Origin of the sequence: Erythrobacter sp. LQ02-29 (assembly GCF_022576075.2) — a bacterium.
Classification (GTDB): Bacteria; Pseudomonadota; Alphaproteobacteria; order Sphingomonadales; family Sphingomonadaceae; genus Alteriqipengyuania.
This window is the reverse complement of record NZ_JANCNT010000001.1, coordinates 2808862-2835297: the sequence shown is the minus strand read 5'-3', so window position 1 is coordinate 2835297 and position 26436 is coordinate 2808862. Positions and strand designations below refer to the sequence as shown.

Here is a 26436-nt window from a genome sequence, read left to right as displayed (position 1 = left end):
GAGCGGCCCTAGCGCGGGGATGGCGGCGGGCAAAGCGCCGTCAGTCCCGGCGGTCGCTGTCGAGATTCTCCTGCGCGATTTCCTCGGGCATCGCCGGGCGGCCCGGCACCGCGTAACCATCGTTGAACCACTGCGCGAGGTCGCGGTCGCGACAGCGTGGGGAGCAGAACGGCGCGTGCTCGTCGGAGCGCGGCTTGCGGCAGATGGGGCAGGGCTTGGGCGAACTCATCGCTCGACAAGCTGGGCATGACCCGCCTCGATCGCAAGGGCGGGGGCGGTCTGCACCCGCACCTCGCGGCCCGTGCGGCGGGCGAGTTCGGCGAGCCATTCGGGCTTCAGCTTGGCCTTTATCGCGGGGTGGCAGGTGACCAGCGTGGCCCCTGCGCCCTCCAGCCGCTCTGCCCGGCGCAGCAGGATGCGCGCGGCGGCCCCGATCCGCGCCCGGCCGATTCGCTGCAGCAGCGAGGGGCCGGTCAGCCGCGCGACCAGCTGGACGAAGCCAAAGCCGTTGATCGCGGTGCGCTCGTGCGGCCAGTCGGCCAGCGCCTCGGCCAGCGCGCGGTCGATCGCCTGCCGGGCCGGTTTGCCCTCCGGCGTCGGGAAATCGATGCCGATCACGCCGCCCATGTCGAACCGGCGCAGCGCGCTGGCGATGGCGGGTATGGCTGCCTGGGAGAGATCGCGCGTGTCCCCGTCGATATCGATCAGGGTCATCGCGGGCGTATCGGCGAACAACAGAGAGCCGCCCGCGAAATCGACCGCACCGCTCCATGCGTCAGCAAACAGCGCGTCCCAATCGCCTTCGGGAAAGTGCCGGACGGTTGTGACGGAATGCCCTTCGTCGCGCAGCCGCCCGGCGAGCGTCGGAGCGGGGCGAAGAGGCTCGTCCGTCGAACGGCCCTGAGCGCGCTTGAGCCGTCCGCGCTCGGCGATCGCGGCGCGGCTTATCGCCACGCGCACGCTCGCCCCTTCGCTGGCGTCGCGGGGCAACCGGTCGAGCAGGATGTCATCGCCGCGATCGGTCTGCGCCATGCCGCGCGCCGAACCGACGCTGCGCTGGACCAGCTTTGCCTCGATCACCTGCCCGGCCGCGAGCCGCCCCGGCCAGTCGAGCCTGGCGGCGGCGATCTCGCCGTTCTCCACCCGGATCGCGCGGTGCTCGCCGATCCCCTCCTCGACCAACCACTCAGCCAAGGGCGAACCCTGCGGCCTTCAGCAAAGCGCGCGTTTCGTACAATGGCAGGCCGACGACGCCCGAATGGCTGCCCTGCAACCAGCTGACGAGACCCTCCGCCGCGCCCTGGATCGCGTAGCCGCCCGCCTTGCCATGCCACTCGCCGGTGGCGAGATAGGCGGTTAGTTCTTCGTCGCTCAGGCGCTTGAACTTGACCTGCGTCTCGCTCACCCTCTCACGGATCGAGCCGTCGGGCGCGACGAGGGCGATGGCGGAATAGACGGTGTGGCGGCGGCCCGACAGCAACGTCAGGCAGTCGCGCGCGGTCGCCTCGTCCTCCGCCTTGGGCAGGATGCGACGCCCGGCGGCGACCACGGTGTCACCCGCCAGCACGAAGGATGTGCCATCGGTGCAGGCGAGCGCCTTCTCATGCGCCATGCGCAGGGCATAGGGGCGCGGCAGCTCGGTGCGCTGCGGTGTTTCGTCGATATCGGCAGGATTGACCGCGTCCGGCGCAATGCCGAGCCGGGCGAGCAGGTCGCGGCGGCGCGGACTGGCGGAAGCGAGGACGAGCCCGGGCTGCGTCGCCAAGGCTTATTGCGGGCCCGGACCGCCGCGGCCGGGCATGAAGCGATAGGTGATCCGCCCCTTGGTCAGGTCGTACGGCGTCAGTTCGACCAGCACCTCGTCCCCGGTCAGCACGCGAATGCGGTTCTTGCGCATCTTGCCGGCGGTATGGCCGAGGATCTCGTGGCCGTTTTCGAGCTCGACCCGGAACATCGCGTTGGGCAGCAGCTCCACCACCTTGCCGCGCATTTCGAGGAGTTCTTCTTTGGCCATGTAAGTCCCGGTTCATCCTGTGATCACTAGTCGGAGCCGCGCCCTTAGCGCCGCCACCGTCAAATGGGAAGCCTCGGGAACGCATCGCAAAGATGGGTGTAACGACAAACCGATACAAGGCATCCGGTTGTCACGCGCCGATCGCCCCGCCAGATGCGGGTCAGGGGCAGGGCTACAATTACCAAGGAAATGCAGTCTTGACCCGCATGCTCACTTTTTCCGCGCTCGCCATCGTTCTTGCCGCCCCCGCCATGGCGCAGGAAACCGCGCCGGTCGCCCAGACCGATACCGATGGCGGCGCACCGGGCGGGGCTCAGGACGATGCGGCTGAGGACGACACCAACGTCATCGTGGTCACCGCCCGGCGCCTGCGCGGCGAGATCGAGACCGATGTTCCGCCGATCGCGGAACTGGACGAAAACGACATCAAGGCGACGGGCGCGAGCTCGATCGCGGACCTCGTCAGCACGCTCGCCCCGGCCAGCAATTCGGCGCGCGGGCGCGGCAGCGGCCAGCCGGTGTTCCTGATCAACGGGGTGCGCGTCGCCAGTTTCCGCGAGTTCCGGTCCTACCCGCCCGAGGCGATCCAGAAGGTGCAGGTCCTGCCCGAACAGGTCGCCCAGCGTTACGGCTATTCCCCCGACCAGCGGGTGATCAATTTCATCCTGAAGGAGAATTTCTCCAGCAAGGAAGTCGAGCTGGAATACAACCAGCCCGATCGCGGCGGCAATTCCCGCAACGAACAGGAACTGACCTATCTCAGGATTCTCGAAAACAGCCGGCTGAACGCCAATCTCGAACACACCGGCACCTCGCTGCTGACCGAAAGCGAGCGCGACATCGTGCAGGAGGCGGGCACGCCAGCGGGTGCCGGGCTCTATCGCAGCCTGGTCAGCGCCAGCGACGATTACGAGGCGACGCTCAACTGGACCAAGCCGTTCGAAAGCAACGGCGCATCGCTCAGCCTCAACGGCACATTCGAACGCAGCGACACGCGCGCGCTGGCGGGCTACGACGCGGTGCGATACCTGGCGGACGGCACGCTGAGGGCGCTGGAGCGCGATGGCCGCAGCGACAGCTATTCCGCCGCTGCGACCTATACCAGTCCGCTCGGCCCGTTCCAGTTCACCGGTACGGTCGATTCCACGCTCGGCAATTCGCGCACCTTCGTCGATCTGCCGGGCGGCGGCCGCGCGCGCGCCGACAGCGATACCTTCGCGCTGGTGAGCAAGGCGACCGCGCAGGGCAACGTCCTGCTGCTGCCCGCCGGCGAGGTCGGGCTGACGCTGGACGGGGGTTACAAGTACAACCGGATCGACAGCACCGACACGCGTACCCAGACCGATACCGAGCTCGATCGCAGCCGCCTGAGCGCCAGCACCACACTGGTCGTGCCGCTGACCAGCCGCCGCGAGGAATTCGCCGATGGGCTGGGCGATTTCTCGCTCAACCTGCAGGGCGGGGTCGACCGCCTGTCGGATTTCGGCACGCTGACCGAATGGAGCGCGGGGCTGAACTGGAATCCGACCGAGCGATTGTCGTTGCAGGCGACCTATATCCGCAACCAGGAAGCGCCCAGCCTGACGCAACTCGGCGCGCCGCAGATCACCGAGTTCAGCCAGCCCTATTTCGACGTTACCACCGGCCAGACGGTGCTGGTCGACGTGCTGACCGGCGGCAATCCCAACCTGCTGGCCGAAACGCAGAACGACTGGAAATTCTCGGTCAACTGGCGCCTGCCGACGATCGCCGAATCGCGCATCAACGTCGATTACGTGCGCAACCGGTCGAGCGATGTGACCGCATCCTTCCCCCAGCTTACCCCCGCGATCGAGGCAGCCTTCCCCGGGCGCATCACGCGCGCTGCCGACGGCACGCTGGTCGCGATCGATGCCCGGCCGGTGACGTTCGCGGAAACGCGCGCCGACCGTCTGAGCATCGGGTTTTTCATCAACGGCGCGATCGGCAGCAAGCCGGACCAGCCGGAGGGCGAAGGCGGCGGTCGCCGTGGCGGCGGCAATCCGTTCGGCCGGGGCAACGATCCGCGCCCGCGCTATTTTCTCAGCCTGTCGCACAACATAGAGCTGAACAACGAGATCCTGATCGCGCCCGGCGTGCCGATCCTGGACCAGCTGGACGGCGACGCCACCGCTTCGCTGGGCCTGCCGCGCAACACCAGCCAGCTGGAAGCGGGGCTGTTCTTCCAGGGCTACGGCGTCCGCGTATCGGGACGGTACACCGGCAGCGCCTTCGTAGGCGGCAGCACGCTGCCGGGCAGCACCGATCTGTTCATCGACGATCTGGCGACGGTCGATCTGCGCCTGTTCGCCAATCTGGGCGAGATCACCGGCAAGGACGAGGGCTTCCTGAAGAATTTGCGGGTCAGCCTGCGCGCCGACAACCTGTTCGACGGGCAGCGCGTGGTGCGCGATTCGACCGGCGTGATCCCGCTGCGGTACCAGCCGCTGCGGCTCGATCCGAACGGGCGCTATCTCGGGATAGAGCTGCGCAAGGTGTTCTGATCGGCGGATAAGCGGCGGGCGGACGCGTTTTCAAACGCGCCCCGACGCCCTATCTAGCGCGGCATGGCTCGCACCCCGGCAGGCACTCCCCACGATCCGCGCGGCAAGGAACGCTTCAACGAGGAGCGCGCCGCCTACACCGTCGCCAGCGCGCAGCCCGACCTGGAGGCGGGCGTCACCGCGATCCGCGAGACGGTGAAGACGCTGAAGCCCAAGCCGGGCGTCTACCGCATGCTCGATGCGCGCGGCGACGTGCTGTATGTCGGCAAGGCGCGCAGCCTGAAGGCGCGGGTGGCGAACTATACGCAGGTCCCCGCGCTTTCCAGCCGGTTGCAGCGCATGGTCAGCCAGACCCGGCGGATGGAGATCGTCACCACCAACAGCGAGGCGGAGGCCCTGCTGCTGGAGGCGCAACTGATCAAGCGCTATCGCCCGCCCTACAACGTGCTGCTGCGCGACGACAAAAGCTTCCCCTTCATCCTGCTGCGCGCCGACCACGACTTCCCCCGCATCCAGAAACACCGCGGCGCGCGCCGGGCGAAGGGCAATTATTACGGCCCCTTCGCCAGCGCCGGGTCGGTCAACACCACGATCAACGCGCTGCAGAAGCTGTTTCTGCTGAGGAGCTGCACCGACAGCTTCTTCGCCAATCGCGACCGGCCCTGCCTGCTCTACCAGATCAAGCGCTGCTCAGCCCCGTGCACCGGGCGCATCGACGAGGCGGGCTACGACGCGCTGGTGAAGCAGGCGAAGGATTTCCTCGGCGGCCGGTCGAGCGCGGTGCAGCAGGACCTGGAAAAGCAGATGGCGAAGGCGGCGGCCGACCTCGATTTCGAGACCGCGGCGATCCTGCGCGACCGGTTGCGCGCCGCGACCTTCATCCAGGGCAGCCAGGCGATCAACGCCAGCGGCGTGGGCGATGCGGATGTGTTCGCGCTTGCGGAGAAGGGCGGGCAGATCGCGGTCCAGGCCTTCTTCGTGCGCGGCGGGCAGAACTGGGGCCACCGCGCCTTCTTCCCCACCCACACGCAGGAGGTCGAGGCGGACGAGGTGCTCGCCCGCGTGCTGGCGCAATTCTACGAGGAGGTGCCGCCCCCCCGCACCGTGCTGGTCGATCGCGAACTGCCCGAACAGGAGCTGCTGGTGGAGGCGTTCTGCGAGCTGGCGGGGCACAAGGTCGAAATATCGGTGCCCCAGCGCGGCGACCGGCGGCGTCTGATGGAACAGGCGAGCCGCAATGCGACCGAGGCGCTGGACCGGCGGCTGGCCGAAAGCGGCACGAAGGCGCGACTCAACCGCGAGCTGGCCGAATTCCTCGAACTGGACGAGCCGCCGCAGCGGATCGAGATCTACGACAACAGCCATATTCAGGGGTCGAAGGCGGTCGGCGCGATGGTCGTCGCCGGGCCGGAGGGGTTCGAGAAGGGCCAGTACCGCAAGTTCAACATCAAGAGCGCGCAGACCAACGACGATTTCGGCATGATGCGCGAGGTGATGGGGCGACGGTTCAGGGCGTTGGCGGAAATCGATCGCGACGATGCAGACCCACCCCCGGCCCCTCCCGCAAGCGGGAGGGGAGCGAGGCTTGACGAGCCGCCAGGCGAGGCTAGCCGCAGCGGGGTGGGCAGGCGCGGCCACGAAGCGATCTGGCCCGACCTCGTCCTGATCGACGGCGGCAAGGGCCAGATGACCGCGGTGCGCGAGACGCTGGAGGAGCTCGGAATCGAGGACGTGCCGCTGATCGCCATCGCGAAAGGCCCGCATCACGGGCGCGAGGGGCGCGAGGTATTCCACTTCCCCGACGGGCGCGAGAAGACGCTGCCGGTGAACTCGCCGCTGCTGTTCCACCTCCAGCGCCTGCGCGACGAGGTCCACCGCTACGTCATCGGCGCCCATCGCGCCAAGCGCAGCCGCGCGATCACCGCCAGCCCGCTGGACGAAATCCCCGGCATCGGCCCCTCGCGCAAACGCGCGCTACTGCTGCATTTCGGCACCGCGGGGAAGGTCCGCGCGGCGGCTCTGGAAGACCTGCAACGCGCGCCGGGCATCAGCGCGGGCGTGGCGCAGAAGGTGTACGATTTCTACCACGCGAGTGGGTGAGGGGACGTGGGGGGCGCCGTGGAGAACCGTAGAATTTTAGGCCTCCATTCGACGCTTTATTGTCGTCGCTATCAAGAACAACCCACCCAAAGCACCCGTGAAATAGCTCGCAGAATGCGCCCACAGAGCGAAGGCAAAGGCGGACCATTTGTCGCTGGGAATGATGGTGCCCGAATCGCCAGGCAGCTCTATTACCTTCATAGCAACAAGCGACGCGCCCGCAATTCCTGACAGCAACGCCGCGCAGCCTGACAGCGCCATCAGGAGCATGATCGGTCGCCGTAATTGCGTGAGTCCCAGCTTCGCCTTTCGCCCGATACGTGCGGCCGCAGCCAGTAAGACGCCGAGTGGCAGGCCAACCCACCAAGTCGCAATGATACCCCAGCCCAAGGCAAGCAGAAACGGGGACTCTGTTGGGAACACTGGAGGGTGAGCGATAGTGAAGTATTCGACACACACATGCGCGGTGACTTGATCGTGTAAGATACCGTAAATCACCGCAGCCAAAGTGGCGAACCCGATAATCTTAATCGCCTCCAAGCTCTTGGCCTCCGCCTCTTCACTGCGGATACGCGGTAGCCTGTTCTGTGTCCGCTCGCTACCTGCTTTCCCGCCATGCCGTCGCCCCGGACTTGATCCGGGGCGGTGCTTCTTGCGGCGCGACTTTGAGATCACGGATACCGCCACAAGTCCAGTACCGGCCGCGGATCGTGGTCCGGGGCGACGTGCCATCAGGTCAGCGTGTCGTAGAGGTCGTTCCAGTCCGGGTTGGCCCTTTCGACCAGGGCGAATTTCCATTCGCGTCGCCAGCGCTTGAGGCGTTTTTCGTGGGCTATACACGCGTCGATGGGTTCGCCGAACTCCGCCCAAACCAGGCGGGTGAGGCCGCGCCGGGTGCAATAGTTCGAGCCGCTGCCGCTGCGGTGTTGCGCGACGCGGCGTGCGAGATCGCTTGTCACGCCGACATAGAGTGCGCCGCGATAGCGGTTGGTCAGGATGTAGACCCAGCCGCCCTGTGTTTCGCGATCCATCGGCGGAGTTGGAAGCAGCACCGACCCCGGGTCAAGCCCGGGGGGTATAGTGAAGAAGCCTATAAGGTCGACAACTGACCACAGCGGTTGCCCCTAACTTCCCTAAATAACTGTAGAATTGGAGATACAGGCGCCGATCACAGAGGAGACGGGGACAGTATCAACGGGCATTCAGATCGCTCTTGGAAAATCCACTGATACGCAACAGGACAAGCCTCGGATGAAGTCTCAGAATGGCAAAGGACGTAATTAATCGGCGAATTCTCCAAGTCTTTCTTAGAAACTCGCGCGAGAAGGTTTCTGACCTCCTGCTCACCAAAATATTGCACGCTCGCGAGCTTTGCATGGTCGCGCTTATCAAAATTAGGTTTAAGTTCTCCAACCCATATTTTCTTATCTTGTAAAGCGAGCATATCTGGAAATATAGTTCTAAGTGCCCCCTTGACCACGAAACTTAGACTATACGGCGCCTGTCCTCCCGGCGGCACGAGCTGTATCACTTTGAAATCTCTAACGGTCAAGTAAGAACGGACAGCATTGAAAATGTCTATTTCCCGCATTATGCGTTCATCAATATAGCATCTTCATACGCGATGAGATCAGCAATTTCACCGTAAATACGAATAGGTTTGGATTTAAGCTTACGACATCCGTCTCTCAGATAGTAGGAATAATGTCGAGCATTAGAGGGCTTATAACCCTTGCTGAATAGGCAAGTATTATCATTAAATTTTTTCATGCGCTCGGTCGTCTCGCTTAATTCGACACCCTGCGCGTAGGCAATGAGATTAAAACGCCGATCTCGAGTGCTTGGCCCGGTCCGACAAAATGCGATATCGTAGTAGGTCATCATCCCGACATATGGGTCGCCCGCATGATCGGAAATTCGCGTAGGGTAGAAAAGCAATGATTGCTCACGTGCGCGGAAGTAGTCGGGCAACTGCGAGATCGAAGTAGCCGTTGCCCGCCCTTCGGTCGTCAAACGATGGATTACATCTGATGTAGCGCATAGATCGAGCTTGACCTGAGCATTCGTCCCTCCTCCACCGGGACGGGCAATTGTTATGTTGCCGTTTTTATAAGCGTTCATTCGCGTCTGATCAGTGAGAAACTGGGTTTGCGGGAGCCTCGCGAGCGCACCTAGATAGTCCACCTGAGCAAACGAAGTGAGGCAGTCTCTCAGATAAGACCCCAGATCCGCTATCGATTTTGAGTTTAACGGAGGCAAGCCATCCGAGCCTTCGTAGAGCAGGATCCCATCATCATCCGGCCAATCGATCACCAGTGCCGGTACATGAAAAATATCCGTAAGGCGCACGGCGCCGTAATCCGCCGCCACACTGCGCTGATAGGTCGATTTCCCATCATTAGAGCGTTTACGCAATGGCATTATCAAAACCGTAGGACAGCCAGAGGCAACCGAAGCGAGAAGGCGCGGGAATCTCTGGAGCGCGTGTTGAAATTGGGGCGTGCAGGCCGCCAATTCAATTGAGAAGATAGGCTTCTCATGAATTCCGTCATTCGATCCGGCAATTATAATATCTGGCTTATCCAGATAAAGGATATCAGATATATAAGACGGAAGCTCGCTAAACGAAGAAGAGCTGTTTTGCGAAGGAATTTTGCGAAACGTAATATCAGATCGGTTTAGTAGCTTCGATACCCAATCGCGAGTCGAATCGGCGCCCTCAAAATAAACAATAACTTCCATCACGCGGCTATCTTCCAACTATCTGAATTAAGAAGACCTTCACGATCGATGAATGTCTTCACGGCGCTCGCGATTGCACCACTAAGCTTAGGTGGGACTGCATTGCCAATTTGATAGTATTGAGCAACCTGCCCTCCAGCGAACTTATAGTCGTCTGGGAAAGTCTGAATTCGTGCGCACTCTCGAGGCGAAAGGAGGCGGTCCTGCTCAGGATGAACAAAGCGTCCACATGTTATCTTATCTATACCCGCCACGATTGTGCCGGAGGGAGCCTCCCAATCCATCCTCCCATAGATATTTTTAACATGACCGCCGCTACCATAGGCTCCATCAAGCATTTTACATAGATGGGGCGTCAAAAGCTCACGTGGGACATCCGGCAAGCCACCCAACGGTGGTACCGATTTCAGGCGCCTAATCAGCGCCTGCGAATGACGCATGGCCTTATGGTTTGATAGGGGCAGCCCGCGAGCGTCGGTACTGCATTCCTCGCCATTGCCAAGCTTGGGGAGGTCACCAATTGCCATTCTGAGCGTCTTAGGCTTTCCGATGAAAGCTCTGCTTAAATATGCCCAAAACCTCTCAATCGCTTGGGGATCCGTCATCAGATCAGATCGAACTGCGACCATAAACCATCGCACTCGATTTTGGGGCGCTCCGAATTCCAACGCGTTGAGCATCCTAGATGTCGTAGTGTATCCGCCGCCATTTTCGGTTTCGAGACACTGCTTCAGAGCGTTGGCATAAGTGCCATACACAGGGTGTTTTTTACTCTGTATACCCCGAACATTCTCAACAATTGCAATTTTAGGCCTCGCGCGGGTTACGATTTCCGCAAATACCTCGACCAACGAACTTCGTGTATCGCCATCCCGTCGCTTCCCCAGTGTACTGAAGCCTTGGCAGGGCGGCCCGCCAATTAGAATGTCGCTGCTTTTTAATTCATCTACTATTCTATCCAACCCTTCAGGGTCGGATAGATCCGATTGGATTGCCCCAATGGATGGCCGGTTCAGCCTGATAGTTTCGAGCGCTTTATCCCACGAGTCGATAGCGGTCCGAACCTCAAAGCCCTCCTCCTGATCGAAACCGAGGAAAAAGCCACCACAACCTGAAAAGACGTCCGATACTGCAAGCGGGCTCATTGGATAGCCGCCATCACGCTTCCAGCGATCTCCGATGCCAGGAGGGGGGGCACAGCATTGCCTACCTGAACATATTGCTCACGCATATTCCCGACGAAGGTGAAGTCGTCATGAAAGCTCTGCAATCGCGCCGCCTCCCGCACCGAAAGGGTCCGATCTTCCCAAGGATGGATGTACATATATCCATCCATTCCTATGTGAGCTAGCACAGTCCATGATGGCTCATCTTCCCTCAGGCGCTTCAATCTATCCTGAAATATGTCCTCTCTGAAAGGCAGGATTTTCCGCACTTCTGGATCAAGATCCATATATCGGTCGCCTTGTCGCATGTGCTTGAAAACTCTTTTCGCCCGGTCATTTGAAACTCGACAAACGTTGTTTCCCACGACTCCCCGATCCGAGCGGACCTGAAACTGAAACTCAGTTCGAGCCTCCTTGCTGTAGGGCAACTCACCTAATCGACATCCATCATAGATAAGTGGAAGATCCTCCAGTGCCTCCCCGACAGTCCTTACTTTTGAGTCATCGTATTGGGAAGGAACTAGCTGCCCTCCCTGAACAAATGGCTTCGGAAAGCTAAACTTTACGCCAGCCTTATGACCTACAATAAAAAGCCTTTTACGATTCTGAGGGACCCCGTAATCCGCCGCATTCAAGACAGAAAACTGGACTTGGTATCCAAAAGACGACGAAAGGTCGATAAGCCTATCGAATAACACGCCCCCAAATCGAGATTTGAGTTGCGGGACATTCTCCATTACGAATATTTCGGGTTCGAAATATTTAACGTAATCCAGATACCTTTGAAACATGTAGTTTCTCGGGTCGCTCTTGTCACAACCTCTCACATGCCGGATTTTGGCTCGACCGATCGTCGAAAATGTCTGACATGGTGGACCGCCAATGATCACCTCTGGCCGGCGAGGCAAGGATACCCTTTCTGCGAATACGTCGGGCGGTAGCTCGCTAGCATCTGCCGTTATGGTTTTGCATTGAGGGAAATTCTGCTCATGCGTCTGGGCGAATCGACTAACTGACTCGAGGGCAGCCGCAACCTCGAATCCCCTACGTTGAAACCCAGCGGAAAGTCCCCCTGCCCCTGCAAAAAGGTCGATGCACATTGGTTTCAATTGGCCAACTCTCTTCAAACTCTGACAGATTCGGCTAGAGGTGATAGGGCATTTTTTCTGCTGAGAACAAACGTGAAACAATGGCGAAATGTGGAAAATGGCTTGGGCAGCCAGCTCCGTGCGAAACGCAATCATCTGAACCTGAGCCAAGAGGAATTGGCGTTTGAAGCTGAAGTTTCGCAAACCACAGTTAGCCGTGTTGAAAGGGGGGTGCGCTCATCGCGCACTGCGGCGAAAAAAATTGCCGCAACTTTGAGTCGCCTTGAGCTTAGCGATAAGGGGGGCTCAACTCAGCTTCCTCCGGAGATTTGATGCGTCAACTCCTAGCTCACGCGCCGCTCCTCGCAATCCCAATCTTCTGACCATTTGACTGAGGCAGAGCAACTCCCGCTGCCGATCAGCACAGACCAGTTCCGCTTTTGGCTTAGCGGTGTGGATGCGCCTGAAGAGGCTCCGCACGGTCGCGTCATTGAGAATTACGTCGCCAGATTGAATGGCGCGAAGCCGCCTAGGAGTAAGCCGCAAGGCCTTCGCGGCCCCGGAGTTACCGAGAATTTTCGAAAGCTCCGCCAAGTCAGACTTGAGCTGTTTAATGCCATCGGCAGCCAGACCGTAATCGGGGTTTAGCTCACTATCGACCCCGAGCATTTGCTGCTTGTCCAGCTCGTTGGCTTCCTTGCCAATATGATGAATGCCAGTGGCGCGGTTGTGCCGTCGCCGCGTCGTCCCCCGGTCGACAAAACCCCCGCCCAAGAATTTGGATTCCGGGTGTAAGTGATACTGAGCCACGACCTCCACATAGGATTGCAAGGCATCGGCAGAAACAGGCTTGCCGCTCGCACGGTCAAAGGCGGTCGCTGCCACCTTGGCCAAATCCCGGTCGAACAATGCAACAGGTTTGGGCAGCTCCACCTTTGGCGGACGGCCTTGCCGGGGTTGAAAGAGCACCGCCTCGCCCGATTGCCAATTCCGCTTGGCGCGGAGGGCTAGCAAGAAACCGAACGGCTTGACCTGATCGCGATAGGAGCGGTTCGCATTATGGCCATTGAACCAGCGCAGCAGCTCCGGCGCTGTGGCCCCGTAACGGCTGACTGCCGGGGCATTCATCGCCGGGTGGAAATCAATTCGGGGCATATCCGGCTTTGCCCCAAGCCCCGCTCTGACAATCTCGAACCACAAATCGCAATGCCAGCGTTCAACGCCACTTCGCAACACGCTTTCATGAGGCGCGGGAATGTTGGTAGGATAATTGTCAGCCGGGTAAGGCGGCAAAAGGTGGCCCAGCCCGTGCGCCGATACCTTCCGCAAAACCGGGTTGCCATCGCTCGCAAGATTGAAAAGCGCATATCGCTTCGATGACACTGCCCAGCAAAAGAGCGGCTCAAGCTCACCCGTTTCCAGCCCAAAGTTCTCGCCTTCGATTTTCAGGATCGAGCCGGAAAACTCATAAGGATTGAGTGCGGCAAACCAGTCTGTGATTTCGTGGACCCAGCGGCTGAAGTCATCGTTGGCCATGCCCTGGGGCTTGGCAATCGCCATGCTATCCGTATCGCAGAATGCCCATTCTAAGCCTTTCTCTGCGATCAGCCTTTCCGTGATGGCCAACATAAGGCGCGCTGCACCGGTAATGAGCGATCCGAGAAGCGGATGAAAATACTCGCCCGGCTTTTCGGCCTTGTCGCTCTCTCGCTCGAAGGGCTCACCATCATGGCCAAAGATTGTCGCCTCAAACCGTCGCTTCTTTCCTCGCGATCTTGACCTGCCGACACGCATCCTCCTTTTGGACGGGAGCGGTACGCTCTCATTCGAGGTGCTATCATGGCTTGCAGATCAGGGCGTCGCGCTCGCTCGCATCGGGTCGTCGGGCAAGATAGTCACCGTCACGAGTGGCACCGGCTTTTGTGCTGACAGCGAAAAGGTGGACTGGCAGCGGGCAACTAAGGCCGACGCTGCGAAACGCTTGGCATTCTCGGCGGACTTAATCCGACGTAAGATCGAAACGAGCGTTCCGACGCTGGCTGATCATATCCCCGCGTCCCGATCACGCGACATGGCGCTGGCGAAGGCTGCAGAGGGCATTGCACGGCTCTCGCGCGAGACCTTCGACGACCTCAACACTGTTTTCGCAATCGAAGGCGAATGCGCATCGTCCTACTTCCGAGCCTGGCATGGGCTTCCAGTGCGTTGGAAAGGACTGAACCGCAGGCCCATTCCGACAGAATGGCACGCCTATAACTGGCGCAGCTCACGCGCGACGGGGGTAAAGCCAGAAAATCGCAATGCCTCGCATCCCGTCAACGCGATACTCAATTACGCTTATGCGGTGAAGCTCGCACAGTTGAAAATCGATGCTATTGCTCAGGGCTACGATCCTACGCTTGGCATAATGCACAACAGCAAGCGAGGTAGTCCGGCATGGGTGTTAGATATGATAGAACTTGAGCGGTCCGGTGTGGATGCGAAGGTTCTGCAATTCGTGCGCGATACGACTTTCACAGCAGCCGATTTCGTTCTGCGTAAGGATGGGGTTTGCCGATTGTCGCCTCAGCTGGCACGAACTATCGCAACAAATATGCAGACGTAGGGTGATCAATGGGTAAGGTATGGGGCATTCACATGCCAGAATGGGTCGGTGATGATCCTATCGAAGGGAACTACGCCTGCTTAGGTTGGGCAAAGGTTGGAAATATCTTCGAATTCCCTGCTGATCGCGAAGCGTACAAAACCGCCATACAAAATGCTTATCCGGAGAAAAAGCCTGGCGCGATCCCGGTGGATGCTGGGACACTTTTCCGGTTTGCTCACGAGGTTCAAGAAGGCGACCTTATAGTCTATCCCTCAAAACATAATCGTATGGTCAATCTTGGCCGAGCGACCGGTAAGAAGTGGCATCGGCCTGGGAACACGAACGCTGGTGAGGATTATCCCAATTTCATTGGTGTAAACTGGATCGATCAGTTTCCACGAAGTGATTTCAGTCAAACCGCGCTTAACGAGATCGGCTCGTTTATCACGCTGTTTCGCGTACGGGAGCACGGTCAGCAATTTGAAAACAAGCTGGAACCTGGGGGAAAGACTAATACCGAGGATGCGGCGGCTGACGAAGCGCTTCCGGACGATCTTGCCACTCAGAATGCATCGCAGCTGGCAGTTGATAACACCCAAGATTTTGTCGTTCGACGGATCACTTCAGGATTGTCGGGCTTCGAATTTGAGCATTTCGTTGCACACCTCATGGAATGTCTGGGGTACACTGCACGGGTTTCCGAGAAATCTGGCGACGGGGGCGTGGATGTCATTGCCCACACTGACGAGTTGGGATTCCAGCCTCCCATCATAAAGATCCAATGCAAGCGTCAGACCGGCTCAATCGGCGAGCCGGATGTTAGTCAGCTCTTGGGCACCTTGGGCGAAGGAGAGTTTGCGTTGTTCGTCACGTTGGGCTCCTATAGCCGTCAGGCTAGGGTGCGCGAACGCAACACACCACGCCTTCGCCTGTTGGACGGCGAGGAGTTGGTTCAGCTAATATTGGAACACTACCCTGAGCTTTCGCCGCGCTATCGAACAATGATCCCGTTGCGGCAAATCTATGTTCCCGACTTCATCTCTGACTGAGGTACAGTGCAATGAAATTCAATTTGCCTCTTTAGGGATAGGAAAAGACCCTTTGGAAAACTTACTTTCCGGTTTTCTCACCATCGGTGGGGTAGGTGCCTTCGCATGGTTCGTGGCCAGGCTGACTGCGGACACTCGCGCCAAGCAGTGGCTTCAAAAGAACAAGGCGGTTCTCGACCGTGAGACAGAAACGCATAAAGCCGATCTGGCGAAGGAAGCCGATAGAAAGCGGCTACTTCTGAAACGGCAAGAACTGTTTTTTGCCGAAGAGGTGGAGGCCGTCAGAGCGTTTCTCCAAAGCTACCGATCCATCATGCCTGAACGTCGGACACCACACGAAGATTGGTCGGATGCACGAACTTACATCGCTAAAGACATCGATAAGATAGATGAAGAATTGCGCAATTTGCTGAAATTACACGAAGCCGGGCTGAGCGAAAGTGCCATAGATGCGATATCATCGGCAAGAGACTCGGCACAGACTATCATCTACGACATGTATGATCAGTACCAAGAAACCGAGCATGAAATCCATCTTGGCCCTGATCTGGAGCGAGAGATCGATCGGCTTGTCGACCATCTCAATAAGGCCAAGGCACGAGTTCGCAAGGATTTGAGGCACGGTTCTATGGCTATCGACACGCAACCCTCATCAAAAAAATGTACGTAACGAGTGTGGTCCGATAAGCGTATTTCGATGACGTTCGCTATACCCCCCGGGTCAAGCCCGGGGGGACGAAATCTTCGGGCTTCCCTCTCCCCTCGTCGCCCCGCCCTCCGAGCCGGGGCGGTGCTTTCTGAGGATGCAGCGCTGGGTTGGGACGTCCGACCAAGGTCAAGCACCGGCCCCGGATCGGGGTCCGGGGCGACGGAGAGGGTGGGCAATTCGCTTTCCTACTGGCTCCGGTTCGTGGCTTATCCTTTCGGATGAAGCATTTTTGTCCGCATACGATACGACCGCGCGGCGCAACGCCATTCGCGGAAGGTCACACATGGCGACCGCGCATGACCCTTCGAGACGGGCGGGTGGCGGGTCGGGAAGCATGAAGGGTACTGTTCCGAGGCGCGGCAAAAACCTAGCAATTACGCCCTTTTCGCGCTCCTTGCCCCGGCGCACCATGCCGATGACAGAACAGCAGGACGGGCGAAAGTCACACTTTTCAAAAACGCGTTCCGCGTTCCATCCCATCGGATCAGTGCAACCTCGTTTGCCCTCCGCGCCCCTGTCGAACCGGTGCCTCCGTCGGCGCGGGCTTTCCACACCCCATGTTAACCACTCTCGCCTATGCCGTAAGCGATGACCCAAATTGCGGATCTCTATCTCGACATTTCGAGCGTGGAGTCGGGCGCGCTGCCGGCGGAACTGCAGGAGAGCATGGCTCGCCATCGGCGCCATGTCGGCGATCTTGCGGAAAAGATGCGCGCGATAGGAATGGACGACGACGCCATAGAGCTCGGTATCACCAGCCTCATGGAAAGCTATCGCAGCGAACTGTCGGCAGCCCTGCGCCAGATGAATGGAGCTTCGCTGTGATACACGTAAAGTTGGGCGACGAGGTCGCGCGCCAAGCTGCGCTCGATCGCCTCGAGGTGCTCGACACCGGGCGCGAGCAGCAGTTCGACAAGATCGCGGGCCTGGTCCGCGCTGTATTCGAGGTGCCGATCGTTACCGTCTCGCTGGTCGATCGCCATCGCCAGTGGTTCAAGGCGAAGATCGGCATCGGGGCGAGCGAAAGCGCGCGCAACACGTCGTTCTGCACCCAGACGGTAGAGCGCGCCGAGCCCCTGGTGGTGCCCGATGCGCTGGCCGACCCGCATTTCGCGGACAATCCCTCGGTCCTGGGCGAACCGTACTTGCGTGCCTATGCCGGCGCGCCGCTGCGAACGTCCGATGGCTACAATGTCGGGGCGCTGTGCGTGATCGACACGCGCCCGCGCGCGTTCACCCCGCAGCAGATCGAATTGCTGAAAAGCTTCGCCAGCCTGGTGGTCGACGAGCTGGAACTGCGCCAGATTGCCCGGTCCGACCAGCTTACCGATGCCCTGACGCGGCGCGGCTTCCTGGCGGAGGCGACCAAGGAAATCCAGCGCTTCCGCCGGCATGACAGCATCGGCACGGTCGCCTTGCTCGATATCGATCACTTCAAATCGATCAACGACGCGCACGGCCATCCGGCGGGCGATGTGGTACTGCGCGAACTGGCGGACCGTATTCACGGCGAGTTGCGGCCCAACGATGTGCTGGGGCGGATCGGTGGAGAGGAATTCGCGGTGCTGTTGCCGCAAACGGCGGACGAGGCGGCGATGGCCGCGGTGGAACGCCTGCGTGTCGCGGTCGCCGAGCGGCCGTTCACCTTGCAGAGCGGCGTCGAACTGCCGGTCACCGCGAGCTTCGGTGTGGCCAAGCTCTCCGACGCCGTGGCGACGCCGGAAGAATGGCTCGCGCGCGCCGATGCGCCGCTTTACCAGGCCAAGCGCTCGGGCCGCAATCGCTGCGTTTCCGCCGAGGCAGTGGAGCGTGCCGCCGCCTGACGGCCCTCAGTTCCCGACCCGCTTCAGGTCGAGGTCGTGGAAGTCGTAGGAGAAGTCGGTCAGGTCGCTGATCGCCTTCATGGTCATGCCCGTGACCTTGCCGCCCGCGACCGTGAAGTCGACGAAGGCATCCGCCTTCAGCGAGCTGTCGGGCCAGAATGCGGCGAAGCGGTCGCCGTTGTAATGGGTCAGGTCGCCGTCGAGGATCTCGCTGCGGCCCATGTCGATGAACAACCCGCCCGCATCGTTCATCCGCACGCGCACCTCGCCATACCACGGGTCGCGATAGGTGCCGACATAGGCCGACAGCGGCAGGCTGGCAGGCTTCGCGTCGGCGGGCGGGCTGGCGGCGGTGTCGGCGAGCAGCTTGGTCCCCTCCGCCTCGCGCTTCGCGAAGGCGCCGCCCCATTCGCCGATGAAGTCGTGGTCTTGCTGACCCAGCAGCTCGTCCGCCATCGCGAAGTTGAAGGTGGAGGGCGCGCCGCGATAGTCGTTGGTGGCGCTGAACAGCACGATGTTCTCTTCCGGGATGATCATGAAATTGCTGACCACCCCCGGCGCCCCGCCACCGTGACTGACCAGCAGCTGGCCTTCGAAATCCTGGACGTTCCAGCCGAGCGCGTAGAGCTCCAGATGCGAAACGCCTGCCTTGCGCAGACTGCCGCTGACGGTTTCGGGGGTGACGCCTTTCCACACCTCTGCGGCCTGCTTCTCGCTCAGCAAGCGCTTGCCGTCGGCGGTGACGCCGCCATCGAGCCAGAAGCGGCCCCATTTCATCATCCCCTCGGTGTCGCACCAGATTCCGCCCGCCGGGTTCCAGGTTTCCGAGAAGGCAAGGCGCTCGTCGATCGGCACGCCCGCATCGGCCCCGGCGGCGCGCTCGTGCCCGATGACGAAGGGTTCGCCCGCCGGGATCAGGTTCTTGCTGGCGACGCACTCGCCCATGCCGACGGGCTGCAGGATATTGGCCGTCACGAAGTCCGACCAGCTCTGCCCGGAAACGCGCCGGACAATCTCGCCTGCGACCACGTAGAGCAGGTTGTCGTAGGCGTATTCGGCGCGAAAGCCGGTGGTGGGACGCAGCAACGGCAGCGCCTTGATGATATCCTCCGGCTTCGCGTCGCCGTCGGGCCAAATCAGCAGGTCGCCCGCGCCCAGCGGCAGGCCGGAGCGGTGGGTGAGCGCGTCGCGCACGGTGAAGTGCTCGCTGACCCAGGGATCGTACATCGCGAATTCGGGGATGTAGGTTCGCACCGGCGCGTCCCAGTCGACCTTGCCCTGGTCGACCAGCATGGCGAGCGCGGTGGTGGTGAAGGCCTTGGAAATGCTGGCGATGGGGAACAGCATGTCCTGCGTCACCGGGCGGTTCGTGCCTTCTTCCGCCAGCCCCCGTGCGCCCTGCCACACGGTCTTCCCGTCGATCGAGACGGCGGCGACCATCCCGGTCGAATCGTAGGCCTGCATCGTGCGCTGGAGCGCCGCGTCGTAATCGGGCGCGGCGGCGGCGGTGGCGACGGCCGGCGGCGTGGGCGGCACGGGCGGCGTCGGGGTGTCCAGCTGGGTATGCGCGCAGGCGGCGAGGGCGGTGGAAAGGAGCAGCGCTGCCCCGGTTCTGGCGAAGGTCATGGTCGTCGGGCTCCCGTTTATCGGACGCCCTTATGCAGGCTTTGGCAGTGCTGGCAAATCGCCCTATCGCTTCTCGCGCGCGCGGCGGATCATACCCTCCTGCGCGACGCTGGCGACCAGCGTGCCATTGCGATCGAAGATCTGCCCCCGGTTGAAGCCGCGCCCGTTCCCGCTCCACGGGGAATCGGTCGAATAAAGCAGCCACTCGTCGGCGCGGGCCGGGCGGTGGAACCACAGCGCGTGGTCGAGGCTGGCGCTGATGAGCTCGCCCCGCATCCACGAAACGCCGTGCGGCATCACCGCCGTGCCCAGCAGGTTGAAGTCGCTGGCGTAGGCGATCACCGCGCGGTGCAGTGCCGGATCGTCGGGAAGTGGCGCGACGGCCCGGAACCAGACCTGCGTTCGCGGCGGCTGCGGCTCGCTGGAGGTCCAGTGCATCGACCCGACCGGGCGCAACTCGACCGGGCGTGGGCGCAGGAAGAAGGTGACCTGCGCCGGCTTCAACCGGTCGCGATAGTGCTCGACCACCTTCTCGCGCGCCTCTTGACCGGTGGGCAGGTCCTCGGGCGGGGGCACGTCGGGCATTGCCGGGTCTTGGTGCTCCAGGCCCTGTTCGGGCCGCTGGAAACTGGCGGCGAGGTTCAGGATCGGGCTGCCGTCCTGGCTGGCGACGACGCGGCGATTGGCGAAGCTGCGCCCTTCGAACTGTCGATCGGTGGCAAGGTCGATCGGCACGCCCTCGGTCCCGCCGCGCAGGAAATAGGCGTGCAGCGAATGGGCGACCTTGTCGTCCTCGATCGTCGCTTGCGCCGCCTGCAGCGCCTGGGCGATCACCTGTCCGCCGAACACGCGGCCAACCCCGTCCTTCTTCGGCGGGGCCTGGAAATGATCTGCGCCCAGCCGCTCCACCGTGAGCAGGGTCACGAGGTCTTCGACCAAGGCTTGGGGCGTGGGTTCGGTTTCGCTCATGGAGATGCGCATTGCGTGGCTGCCGCGCGCCGGTCAAGTCGCGGCGCCGGCCTCGCTCAGGGCTTCGCCGGGCCGAAGGTGCGGCGCCATGCGCGGTATCCCAGCGACTTCAGGCGCTTGCTCGCCGGCCAGCGCCCCGGCGGGGCGGGAGCGACCTTTGCGCGCCGCAGCAGCCGGTTGAAGCAGCGCGCATCGGGTTCGGCATGGCTCCATTCGCTGCGCCAGGTGATAGATAACGAGATCGAACTCTCCGGTCCGTTGCGCACGAAATGCGGCGCCATGACCGGGACATATAGCGCCTCCCCCGGACCGAGCGGGAATGCGCGCCCTCCCTCCAGCAGGTCGTCCGACCAGTGGAGCTCGCGCGGGCCGCGCAGGTGATAGCTCTCATGCGTGCGGTCGGGGGCATAGCGCGGATCGCCCGCCGGGAACTGGGTCATCACCTTGCTGCCGAGCGTGAGGAACTGGTCGATCCATTCTTCGATACCTGTATCTTCCTCCCGGCGCGCGAAGGCGAGCATGCCATTCGCCCAGCCGTTTTTGCCTGACGGCGCAATTCCTAGCGCTTCTTCGCGCTCATCGCCTGCTCGAAATATTCACCGGGCGGACGGTCGGAGGCGAGCATGGCGCGCTCCCCCTCCCACACTCTGGCGGCGGGGCGTGTGTGATCGGCGATGGGGCAAAGAGCGCGATAGGGGGCCCCGTCGTGGGGCAGGGCGGGGCAGTGAAGCCAGGGCGCGAACCCCGCGCGTGTGTCGCACCAGCCCAGCAGCGCTTGCCAGAACGCGTGTTCATGGCCCTCGGCGATCAGCGGCGCTCCGACGAAGGCGTTGTCGTGCAGCCAGATCGTCCAGTGCGGCAATGTGCGCCCGTAATAGCGCGAGGCTCGCCGGAGCGGCGCGAGGCCGACGAGTTCGCCATCGGCATGCAGCGTTGCGATCTTCACGCTGCCTTCGGGGTCGAATTGCGCCAGCGCAGGGGCGAGTGCGCAGCCTTCGAAGATGGGATTGGGATCGCCCTCCTGACGCGCGAGTTGCGCCCACTGCGCCGTATCCACGCGTCCCAACCCCTCTCGCGCCAGCCGGGCGCGTCGAAGACCAGCGCCGGCGTGCCGGGGTTCTGCATGCTCGCGGTTTCGCTGCGGCTCACTTCGCTGGTCCTGGCAGCGCCGGACATGACGCCTCGCACGCCGCCCTAGCGGGCAAGCTTTGACAAGCGGTGAAAAATGCCTGACCGCGCGGTGCGCGCCGGACGCGAAAAACCCCGCCCGAATTGCTCCGGACGGGGAATTTGCGCGTTATCTCGTGGGACTTGGCTAGATGCCCGAAATTGACAGGCGTTTCGCCATTTCCTGAGCCGCCGGATCCAGCTTTTTGGGCCGGTCAGCATAGTCAGCGTCGCTTGGTATATAGGCCGGATTCCACTTCGCAGCCCAAGCCGTGGCGGTTCCGAGCCATTCGACCCGGTTCTTCGTGTATGGCAGGTGATGGGTGTTCATGGGCTGCTCCAGATAGACAAAATCCTTACCTGCAACTTTCCCGGCGCTCTTGAGCGCGCCAACCAACGCATGGGCCTGTTCCGGTGGAACACGCTCGTCACGCATTCCCTGGACGATGGCGATCGGAGCCCAGCGACCGTCGGCGTTCTCGGCAGGGCTCACCGTATCCAGATCGACCGCTCCTTTTGCGAGATAGTTGGAGCCAAACTTTCCGAGATAGCCCGTGTCATACCGCTTCATCAGCCCGAGATCATAAACGCCTGCCCCGGCAATCGTACACTTCCAACGGTCGGGATCGCGTTGCGCCGCGCGCGCCGCGGCGTAACCGCCATAGGACCAGCCCATCATGCAGGCTCGGTTCGGATCAATGATACCGTTCTGGGCCAACGCATCGATAGCGTCGTTGAGATCATCCTGCATGCGTAGCCCGAAACCGTCGTTTCTACCCATTTTGATCCATTCCGCGCCGTATCCGCCCGAACCGCGATAGTTAGGTTGGACGACCACGTAGCCTTGTTCGGCCATTGCCTGGTTCCAGCCGAAACCATCATAATCCGCGCTGTCACGCGGCCCGAACGGACCGCCATGCGTGATCATCATGACAGGAAGATTTTTTTCGCCCCTTCGGTGACGGGGCATGGTAACGATCGCTTCAATTTCCGCCCCATCTGACGCTGTGTACCGCATGGCCCTAACCGGATTGAGCTCAGCGTTCTTTAGCCGGTTGTTGGTCCAGCCGATGGTCTTGAACGAACCATTGGTCGTATCATAAAAATAATAGCCGCCGAGTTGATTGGTATCAGCCACGCGAAGTACCATCTTCTTGCTATCTTCGCTGGTTGAGATAATCTGAGCGTTGCCCTTGCCGAACGTAGGATCGAGCACCTCTTGCTTTACGGTCTTGAGAAAGGGATCGGTGAATTCGATCCTGCTACGATCATCTTGATAATAGTAACCTACGATCCCATTATCTTTTTTGTTGGATATCGCACCCCCGACATCATAGCCGTCGACTGCGAATAGTTCATCGCCAAGTTGCATTGTAGAGAGATTGGCCTTGTAGACCTTCTTAAAGCCATCCTTGTTGCTGGTGACGATAGCCATATCGGGCTCTTCTAGGAAAACCTCCGGCGTAATCCCTTCGCCGGTAAAGCTTTCGTCCACCACACTCTGCACCGTTCGAAAATTGCCGCTATCGTCAGAGCGATAGAGAGTTCGGGCTTCACCGGTATCGCCATCGTAGGATGACCCCATTCGCACGACACCCTTTCCGTCGGCAAACCACTGATTCACGATCAGGTTGGGCCTTTGTACCCGCTCGAACTTGCCCGTCTCTACGTCGACACGCACAACTTCCGGACGACGCTGGTCCGCACCGCTCTGGTAGCCCAGGTTCGTGCGCTCAAGCAGGAACTCTCCTTTGTCATTATCGACGTAGAGAATGCGGCTCGCGTTGCCACCGCTGTCGCGCCAGACCAGAGGCTGAGCCTTGCCTGTATCAACGTTGTAGCCGACCAGTCGGCCGATATCACCACGCTGTCCGAAAATATTCTCGCGGCTTACCAATTGGAACACGATGTGGTCGTTGCCTATCCATCGATAGGAACCGACGGTACGATCGCCGGCATTCCGAAATTCGCCCGCAGACGCGAAGATCTTCGGCTGTGGATCTTTGTCGGAAAGGTCCAATACCGCATAAACTTCCTCTCCGTCCCGGTTCATGGTCAGGGCAAGGCGATCCCCGTTCGGCGAGAGACTCACCTGTTGGGTGTTAGGAATGGCGCCTATTACCGATAGAGGCACGATGGTATCGGCCGTAACGACAATCTCGTCCCCTGTGGCTTCCTCTTGAGCCGAAAGCGTTGGCGTAACGAAGGGAAGTAGGCCGACACCGGCGATGCCGAAGGCGAGCGCACTGACGCTCCTGAAAAGATTTTTGCTTTTGAGCATGGTAAATGTCCCGTCTGATTGCGACCAGTGAATCCAAGGCGGCCATTCACGCCTCGGACCCCTTAGAACGAAGCGCGCTCCCCACGGATGGTTCATAATCGCAGCCTAAGGATGTAAGAACCTACCGCAAGTAAAAACCCGCCAGACTCCCTCTTGCGAAACTACTATATGCGAGTGCAAAACCCCGCCCTGATCGCTCCGGACGGGGGCTTTCGCGCGATCTGCCGCTGTCAGCCGACACCGCTGCCGGCCAGCGCGGCCAGCAGCAGCAGCGCGACGATATTGGTGATCTTGATCATCGGGTTCACCGCCGGGCCTGCGGTATCCTTGTACGGATCGCCGACCGTGTCGCCCGTCACCGCGGCCTTGTGCGCTTCGGAGCCCTTGCCGCCGTGATTGCCGTCCTCGATGTATTTCTTGGCATTGTCCCACGCACCGCCCCCGGCGGTCATGGAGAGGGCGACGAACAGCCCGCCGACGATCACGCCCAAGAGCAGCGCGCCCAGCGCCGCGAAGCCGTTGGCCTGGCCCGCGATGGCGGCGATCACGAAATAGACCACGATCGGCGCGAGGACGGGTAGCAGTGAGGGGACGATCATCTCCTTGATCGCGGCCTTCGTCACCAGGTCCACGGTGCGCGCGTAGTTCGGCCGGCTGGTGCCTGCCATGATGCCGGGATCGGCGGCGAATTGGTCGCGCACATCCTTCACCACGTCGCCCGCCGCGCGGCCGACTGCGGTCATGCCCATCGCGCCGAACAGATAGGGCAGCAGCGCGCCCAGCAGCAGGCCGACGATCACGAACGGGTTCTTCAGGCTGAAATCCACCGCCAGCCCGGGGAAGAACTCGGTCAGGTCGGTGGTGTAGGCGGCGAACAGAACCAGCGCGGCGAGACCCGCCGATCCGATCGCGTAGCCCTTCGTCACCGCCTTGGTCGTGTTGCCCACCGCATCCAGCGCGTCGGTCTTCTCGCGCACGCTGTCGTCCAGGCCCGCCATCTCGGCGATGCCGCCCGCATTGTCGGTGACGGGCCCGTAGGCGTCGAGCGCCACCACCATCCCCGCCAGCGCCAGCATCGCGGTCGCCGCGTAGGCGATCCCGATCAGCCCCGCGAGGCCGTAGGCGATGATGATGCCCGCCACGATGACGAGCGTCGGCAGTGCGGTGGATTCGAGGCTGATGGCCAGCCCCTGGATAACGTTTGTGCCGTGGCCGGTTTCCGACGCCTTGGCGATCGAGCGGACCGGGCGGTATTCGGTGCCGGTGTAGTACTCTGTGATCCAGATGATGAGGCCGGTGATGGCCAGGCCCAGCATCGCGCAGCCGAACAGGTCCCAGCCGGTGAAGCCGCCGACCGTGGTGGTTTGCGTCGCGACGGCCACCCCGCCCGCCACCGGCACCGCGACCGCCTCGGCCAGCATCGCCCCGCCGATCGTCGCCGACAGGTCGCCCAGCGCCAGCGTCATCACGAACCATATCGCCGGGATGGAGAGGATCGCGGTGACGAGGAAGCCATTGTACATCGCGCCCATGATCGACTGTTTCGATCCCAAGCGGACGAAATAGGTGCCGATGATGCTGGTGACGATGCACGCGCCGCCGATCAGCAGCGGCAGGCTCATCATCGGTAGCAGCAGGTCGCCGAGGCCGGTCAGCAGCAGGGCGGTCAGCACCATGGTCGCGCCCACGGTAACGACGTAGGTTTCGAACAGGTCGGCGGCCATGCCCGCGCAATCGCCGACATTGTCGCCCACATTGTCCGCGATCACGGCAGGATTGCGCGGATCGTCCTCGGGGATACCCGCCTCGACCTTGCCGACGAGGTCCGCGCCGACATCGGCCGCCTTGGTGAAGATACCGCCGCCAAGCCGCGCGAAGATGGAGATCAGCGACGCGCCGAAGGCGAGGGCGACGAGGGCGTCCACGACCTCGCGGCTGTTCGCCTCCAGCCCCATCGCTCCGACGAGGATCCAGAAGAAGACCGCGATCGCCAGCAGGGCGAGGCCCGCCACCAGCATCCCGGTGATGGCCCCGGCGCGGAAGGCGAGGGTCAGACCTTGCTGCAACCCGCTTTGTGCCGCCGCGGCGGTGCGTACGTTGGACCGGACCGAGATGTTCATCCCGATATAGCCTGCGATGCCCGACAGGATCGAGCCGATGAGGAAGCCGATGGCGGAGATCGGCGCGCCGCCGCGCGGCATGTCGAGGAAAACGAAGATCAGCACCGCCACGACCACGCCGACGATGGCGATGGTGGTGTATTGCCGGTTGAGATAGGCCTGCGCGCCTTCCTGGATGGCACCGGCGATTTCCTGCATTCGCTCGTTGCCGGCGCCCGCGCCAAGCACCTGCCCACTGGTGACGAAGCCATAAAGAATGGCCAGAAGTCCCAGCACAATCGCGATCAAGACCAGATCCACGTTCCTCTCCCCTTATTATTATTCGTTTTTATGGCATCGGGCGGCTCTATTGCGAACGACCCGTGCAACGACATGGCTATATCGGAGCCGTCTTGCGCGCAAGCCTGTGTGGACCGTGGCGGAGTCCCGTGTCCTGCCGAATACCGTAGCTGCGAAGAACAGGGGCAGGTTCA

General features: G+C 61.4%; 23 protein-coding genes and 1 pseudogene. 8 read left to right on the top strand and 16 right to left on the bottom strand.

The window, feature by feature from the left end:
• Positions 1–40: 40 nt before the first annotated feature.
• The 4 genes from MKP08_RS13825 to infA are packed head-to-tail and all read right to left on the bottom strand — an operon-like array spanning position 41 to position 2014.
• The gene (locus MKP08_RS13825) at positions 41–229 is read right to left on the bottom strand and encodes a DNA gyrase inhibitor YacG (RefSeq protein ID WP_241554328.1); all 189 of its coding nucleotides are present in this window, start codon (positions 227–229) and stop codon (positions 41–43) included.
• Positions 226–1194: a ribonuclease gene (locus MKP08_RS13820; protein ID WP_241554327.1), complete on the bottom strand. Its 969-nt coding sequence runs from the start codon at positions 1192–1194 to the stop codon at positions 226–228. The genes MKP08_RS13825 and MKP08_RS13820 overlap by 4 nt, the downstream gene beginning before the upstream one ends.
• Positions 1187–1765, bottom strand: coding sequence for a nucleoside triphosphate pyrophosphatase (locus MKP08_RS13815; protein ID WP_241554326.1), 579 nt, complete (start codon positions 1763–1765; stop codon positions 1187–1189). Before MKP08_RS13815 ends, MKP08_RS13820 begins: the two co-directional genes overlap by 8 nt.
• A 3-nt stretch (positions 1766–1768) precedes the next feature.
• On the bottom strand, positions 1769–2014 hold the full coding sequence (infA, locus tag MKP08_RS13810) for a translation initiation factor IF-1 (protein ID WP_057883479.1): 246 nt from the start codon (positions 2012–2014) through the stop codon (positions 1769–1771).
• A 206-nt stretch (positions 2015–2220) separates the two neighbouring features.
• Here infA and MKP08_RS13805 point away from each other — a divergent pair, with 206 nt between their 5' ends.
• Positions 2221–4536: a TonB-dependent siderophore receptor gene (locus tag MKP08_RS13805; protein WP_241555616.1), complete on the top strand. Its 2316-nt coding sequence runs from the start codon at positions 2221–2223 to the stop codon at positions 4534–4536.
• A 63-nt stretch (positions 4537–4599) separates the two neighbouring features.
• On the top strand, positions 4600–6636 hold the full coding sequence (gene uvrC, locus MKP08_RS13800; protein WP_241554325.1) for an excinuclease ABC subunit UvrC: 2037 nt from the start codon (positions 4600–4602) through the stop codon (positions 6634–6636).
• Positions 6637–6672: 36 nt separating this feature from the next.
• On the opposite strand, the gene MKP08_RS13795 is transcribed toward uvrC, so the two are convergent.
• The 5 genes from MKP08_RS13795 to MKP08_RS13775 form a co-directional block, all read right to left on the bottom strand.
• The gene (locus tag MKP08_RS13795) at positions 6673–7176 is read right to left on the bottom strand and encodes a hypothetical protein (RefSeq protein WP_241554324.1); all 504 of its coding nucleotides are present in this window, start codon (positions 7174–7176) and stop codon (positions 6673–6675) included.
• Positions 7177–7367: 191 nt separating this feature from the next.
• Positions 7368–7667: a GIY-YIG nuclease family protein gene (locus MKP08_RS13790; RefSeq protein WP_241554323.1), complete on the bottom strand. Its 300-nt coding sequence runs from the start codon at positions 7665–7667 to the stop codon at positions 7368–7370.
• 559 nt (positions 7668–8226) lie between these two features.
• On the bottom strand, positions 8227–9381 hold the full coding sequence (locus MKP08_RS13785; protein WP_241554322.1) for a hypothetical protein: 1155 nt from the start codon (positions 9379–9381) through the stop codon (positions 8227–8229).
• Complete coding sequence (locus MKP08_RS13780) at positions 9378–10523, bottom strand: DNA cytosine methyltransferase (RefSeq protein ID WP_241554321.1); 1146 nt, start codon at positions 10521–10523, stop codon at positions 9378–9380. Before MKP08_RS13780 ends, MKP08_RS13785 begins: the two co-directional genes overlap by 4 nt.
• Entirely contained in the window at positions 10520–11644 is a 1125-nt protein-coding gene (locus MKP08_RS13775) for a DNA cytosine methyltransferase (protein WP_241554320.1), read from the bottom strand. The genes MKP08_RS13780 and MKP08_RS13775 overlap by 4 nt, the downstream gene beginning before the upstream one ends.
• Positions 11645–11725: 81 nt before the next feature.
• Here MKP08_RS13775 and MKP08_RS14450 point away from each other — a divergent pair, with 81 nt between their 5' ends.
• Positions 11726–11965: a helix-turn-helix transcriptional regulator gene (locus tag MKP08_RS14450; RefSeq protein ID WP_373418092.1), complete on the top strand. Its 240-nt coding sequence runs from the start codon at positions 11726–11728 to the stop codon at positions 11963–11965.
• On the opposite strand, the gene MKP08_RS13770 is transcribed toward MKP08_RS14450, so the two are convergent.
• On the bottom strand, positions 11939–13426 hold the full coding sequence (locus MKP08_RS13770; RefSeq protein ID WP_241554319.1) for a hypothetical protein: 1488 nt from the start codon (positions 13424–13426) through the stop codon (positions 11939–11941). The genes MKP08_RS14450 and MKP08_RS13770 overlap by 27 nt on opposite strands.
• 7 nt (positions 13427–13433) lie before the next feature.
• On the opposite strand from MKP08_RS13770, the gene cas1 reads away from it, so the two are divergent.
• From cas1 to MKP08_RS13745, 5 genes are all read left to right on the top strand, one after another.
• The gene (gene cas1, locus MKP08_RS13765) at positions 13434–14237 is read left to right on the top strand and encodes a CRISPR-associated endonuclease Cas1 (RefSeq protein ID WP_241554318.1); all 804 of its coding nucleotides are present in this window, start codon (positions 13434–13436) and stop codon (positions 14235–14237) included.
• Positions 14238–14245: 8 nt separating this feature from the next.
• On the top strand, positions 14246–15268 hold the full coding sequence (locus MKP08_RS13760) for a restriction endonuclease (RefSeq protein ID WP_241554317.1): 1023 nt from the start codon (positions 14246–14248) through the stop codon (positions 15266–15268).
• Positions 15243–15938 (top strand): hypothetical protein, encoded by a 696-nt coding sequence (locus tag MKP08_RS13755; protein WP_241554316.1) that lies wholly within the window; start codon positions 15243–15245, stop codon positions 15936–15938. The genes MKP08_RS13760 and MKP08_RS13755 overlap by 26 nt, the downstream gene beginning before the upstream one ends.
• 627 nt (positions 15939–16565) lie before the next feature.
• On the top strand, positions 16566–16802 hold the full coding sequence (locus tag MKP08_RS13750) for a hypothetical protein (protein ID WP_241554315.1): 237 nt from the start codon (positions 16566–16568) through the stop codon (positions 16800–16802).
• A complete protein-coding gene (locus tag MKP08_RS13745) occupies positions 16799–17800 on the top strand; it encodes a sensor domain-containing diguanylate cyclase (RefSeq protein ID WP_241554314.1) in 1002 nt (333 codons plus the stop codon). Before MKP08_RS13750 ends, MKP08_RS13745 begins: the two co-directional genes overlap by 4 nt.
• Before the next feature lie 6 nt (positions 17801–17806).
• Here MKP08_RS13745 and MKP08_RS13740 read toward each other — a convergent pair whose 3' ends face one another.
• From MKP08_RS13740 to MKP08_RS13715, 6 genes and pseudogenes are all read right to left on the bottom strand, one after another.
• Entirely contained in the window at positions 17807–19426 is a 1620-nt protein-coding gene (locus tag MKP08_RS13740; protein WP_241554313.1) for a serine hydrolase, read from the bottom strand.
• A 63-nt stretch (positions 19427–19489) separates the two neighbouring features.
• The gene (locus MKP08_RS13735; protein ID WP_241554312.1) at positions 19490–20395 is read right to left on the bottom strand and encodes an acyl-CoA thioesterase II; all 906 of its coding nucleotides are present in this window, start codon (positions 20393–20395) and stop codon (positions 19490–19492) included.
• A 56-nt stretch (positions 20396–20451) separates the two neighbouring features.
• Positions 20452–20847, bottom strand: a pseudogene (locus tag MKP08_RS13730) (transcriptional regulator); the annotation flags it as partial.
• A gap of 107 nt (positions 20848–20954) precedes the next feature.
• A complete protein-coding gene (locus tag MKP08_RS13725) occupies positions 20955–21452 on the bottom strand; it encodes a hypothetical protein (protein ID WP_241554311.1) in 498 nt (165 codons plus the stop codon).
• A 258-nt stretch (positions 21453–21710) separates the two neighbouring features.
• A complete protein-coding gene (locus tag MKP08_RS13720; RefSeq protein WP_241554310.1) occupies positions 21711–23843 on the bottom strand; it encodes a S9 family peptidase in 2133 nt (710 codons plus the stop codon).
• 230 nt (positions 23844–24073) lie between these two features.
• Positions 24074–26263: a sodium-translocating pyrophosphatase gene (locus tag MKP08_RS13715; RefSeq protein ID WP_241554309.1), complete on the bottom strand. Its 2190-nt coding sequence runs from the start codon at positions 26261–26263 to the stop codon at positions 24074–24076.
• Positions 26264–26436 lie beyond the last annotated feature (173 nt).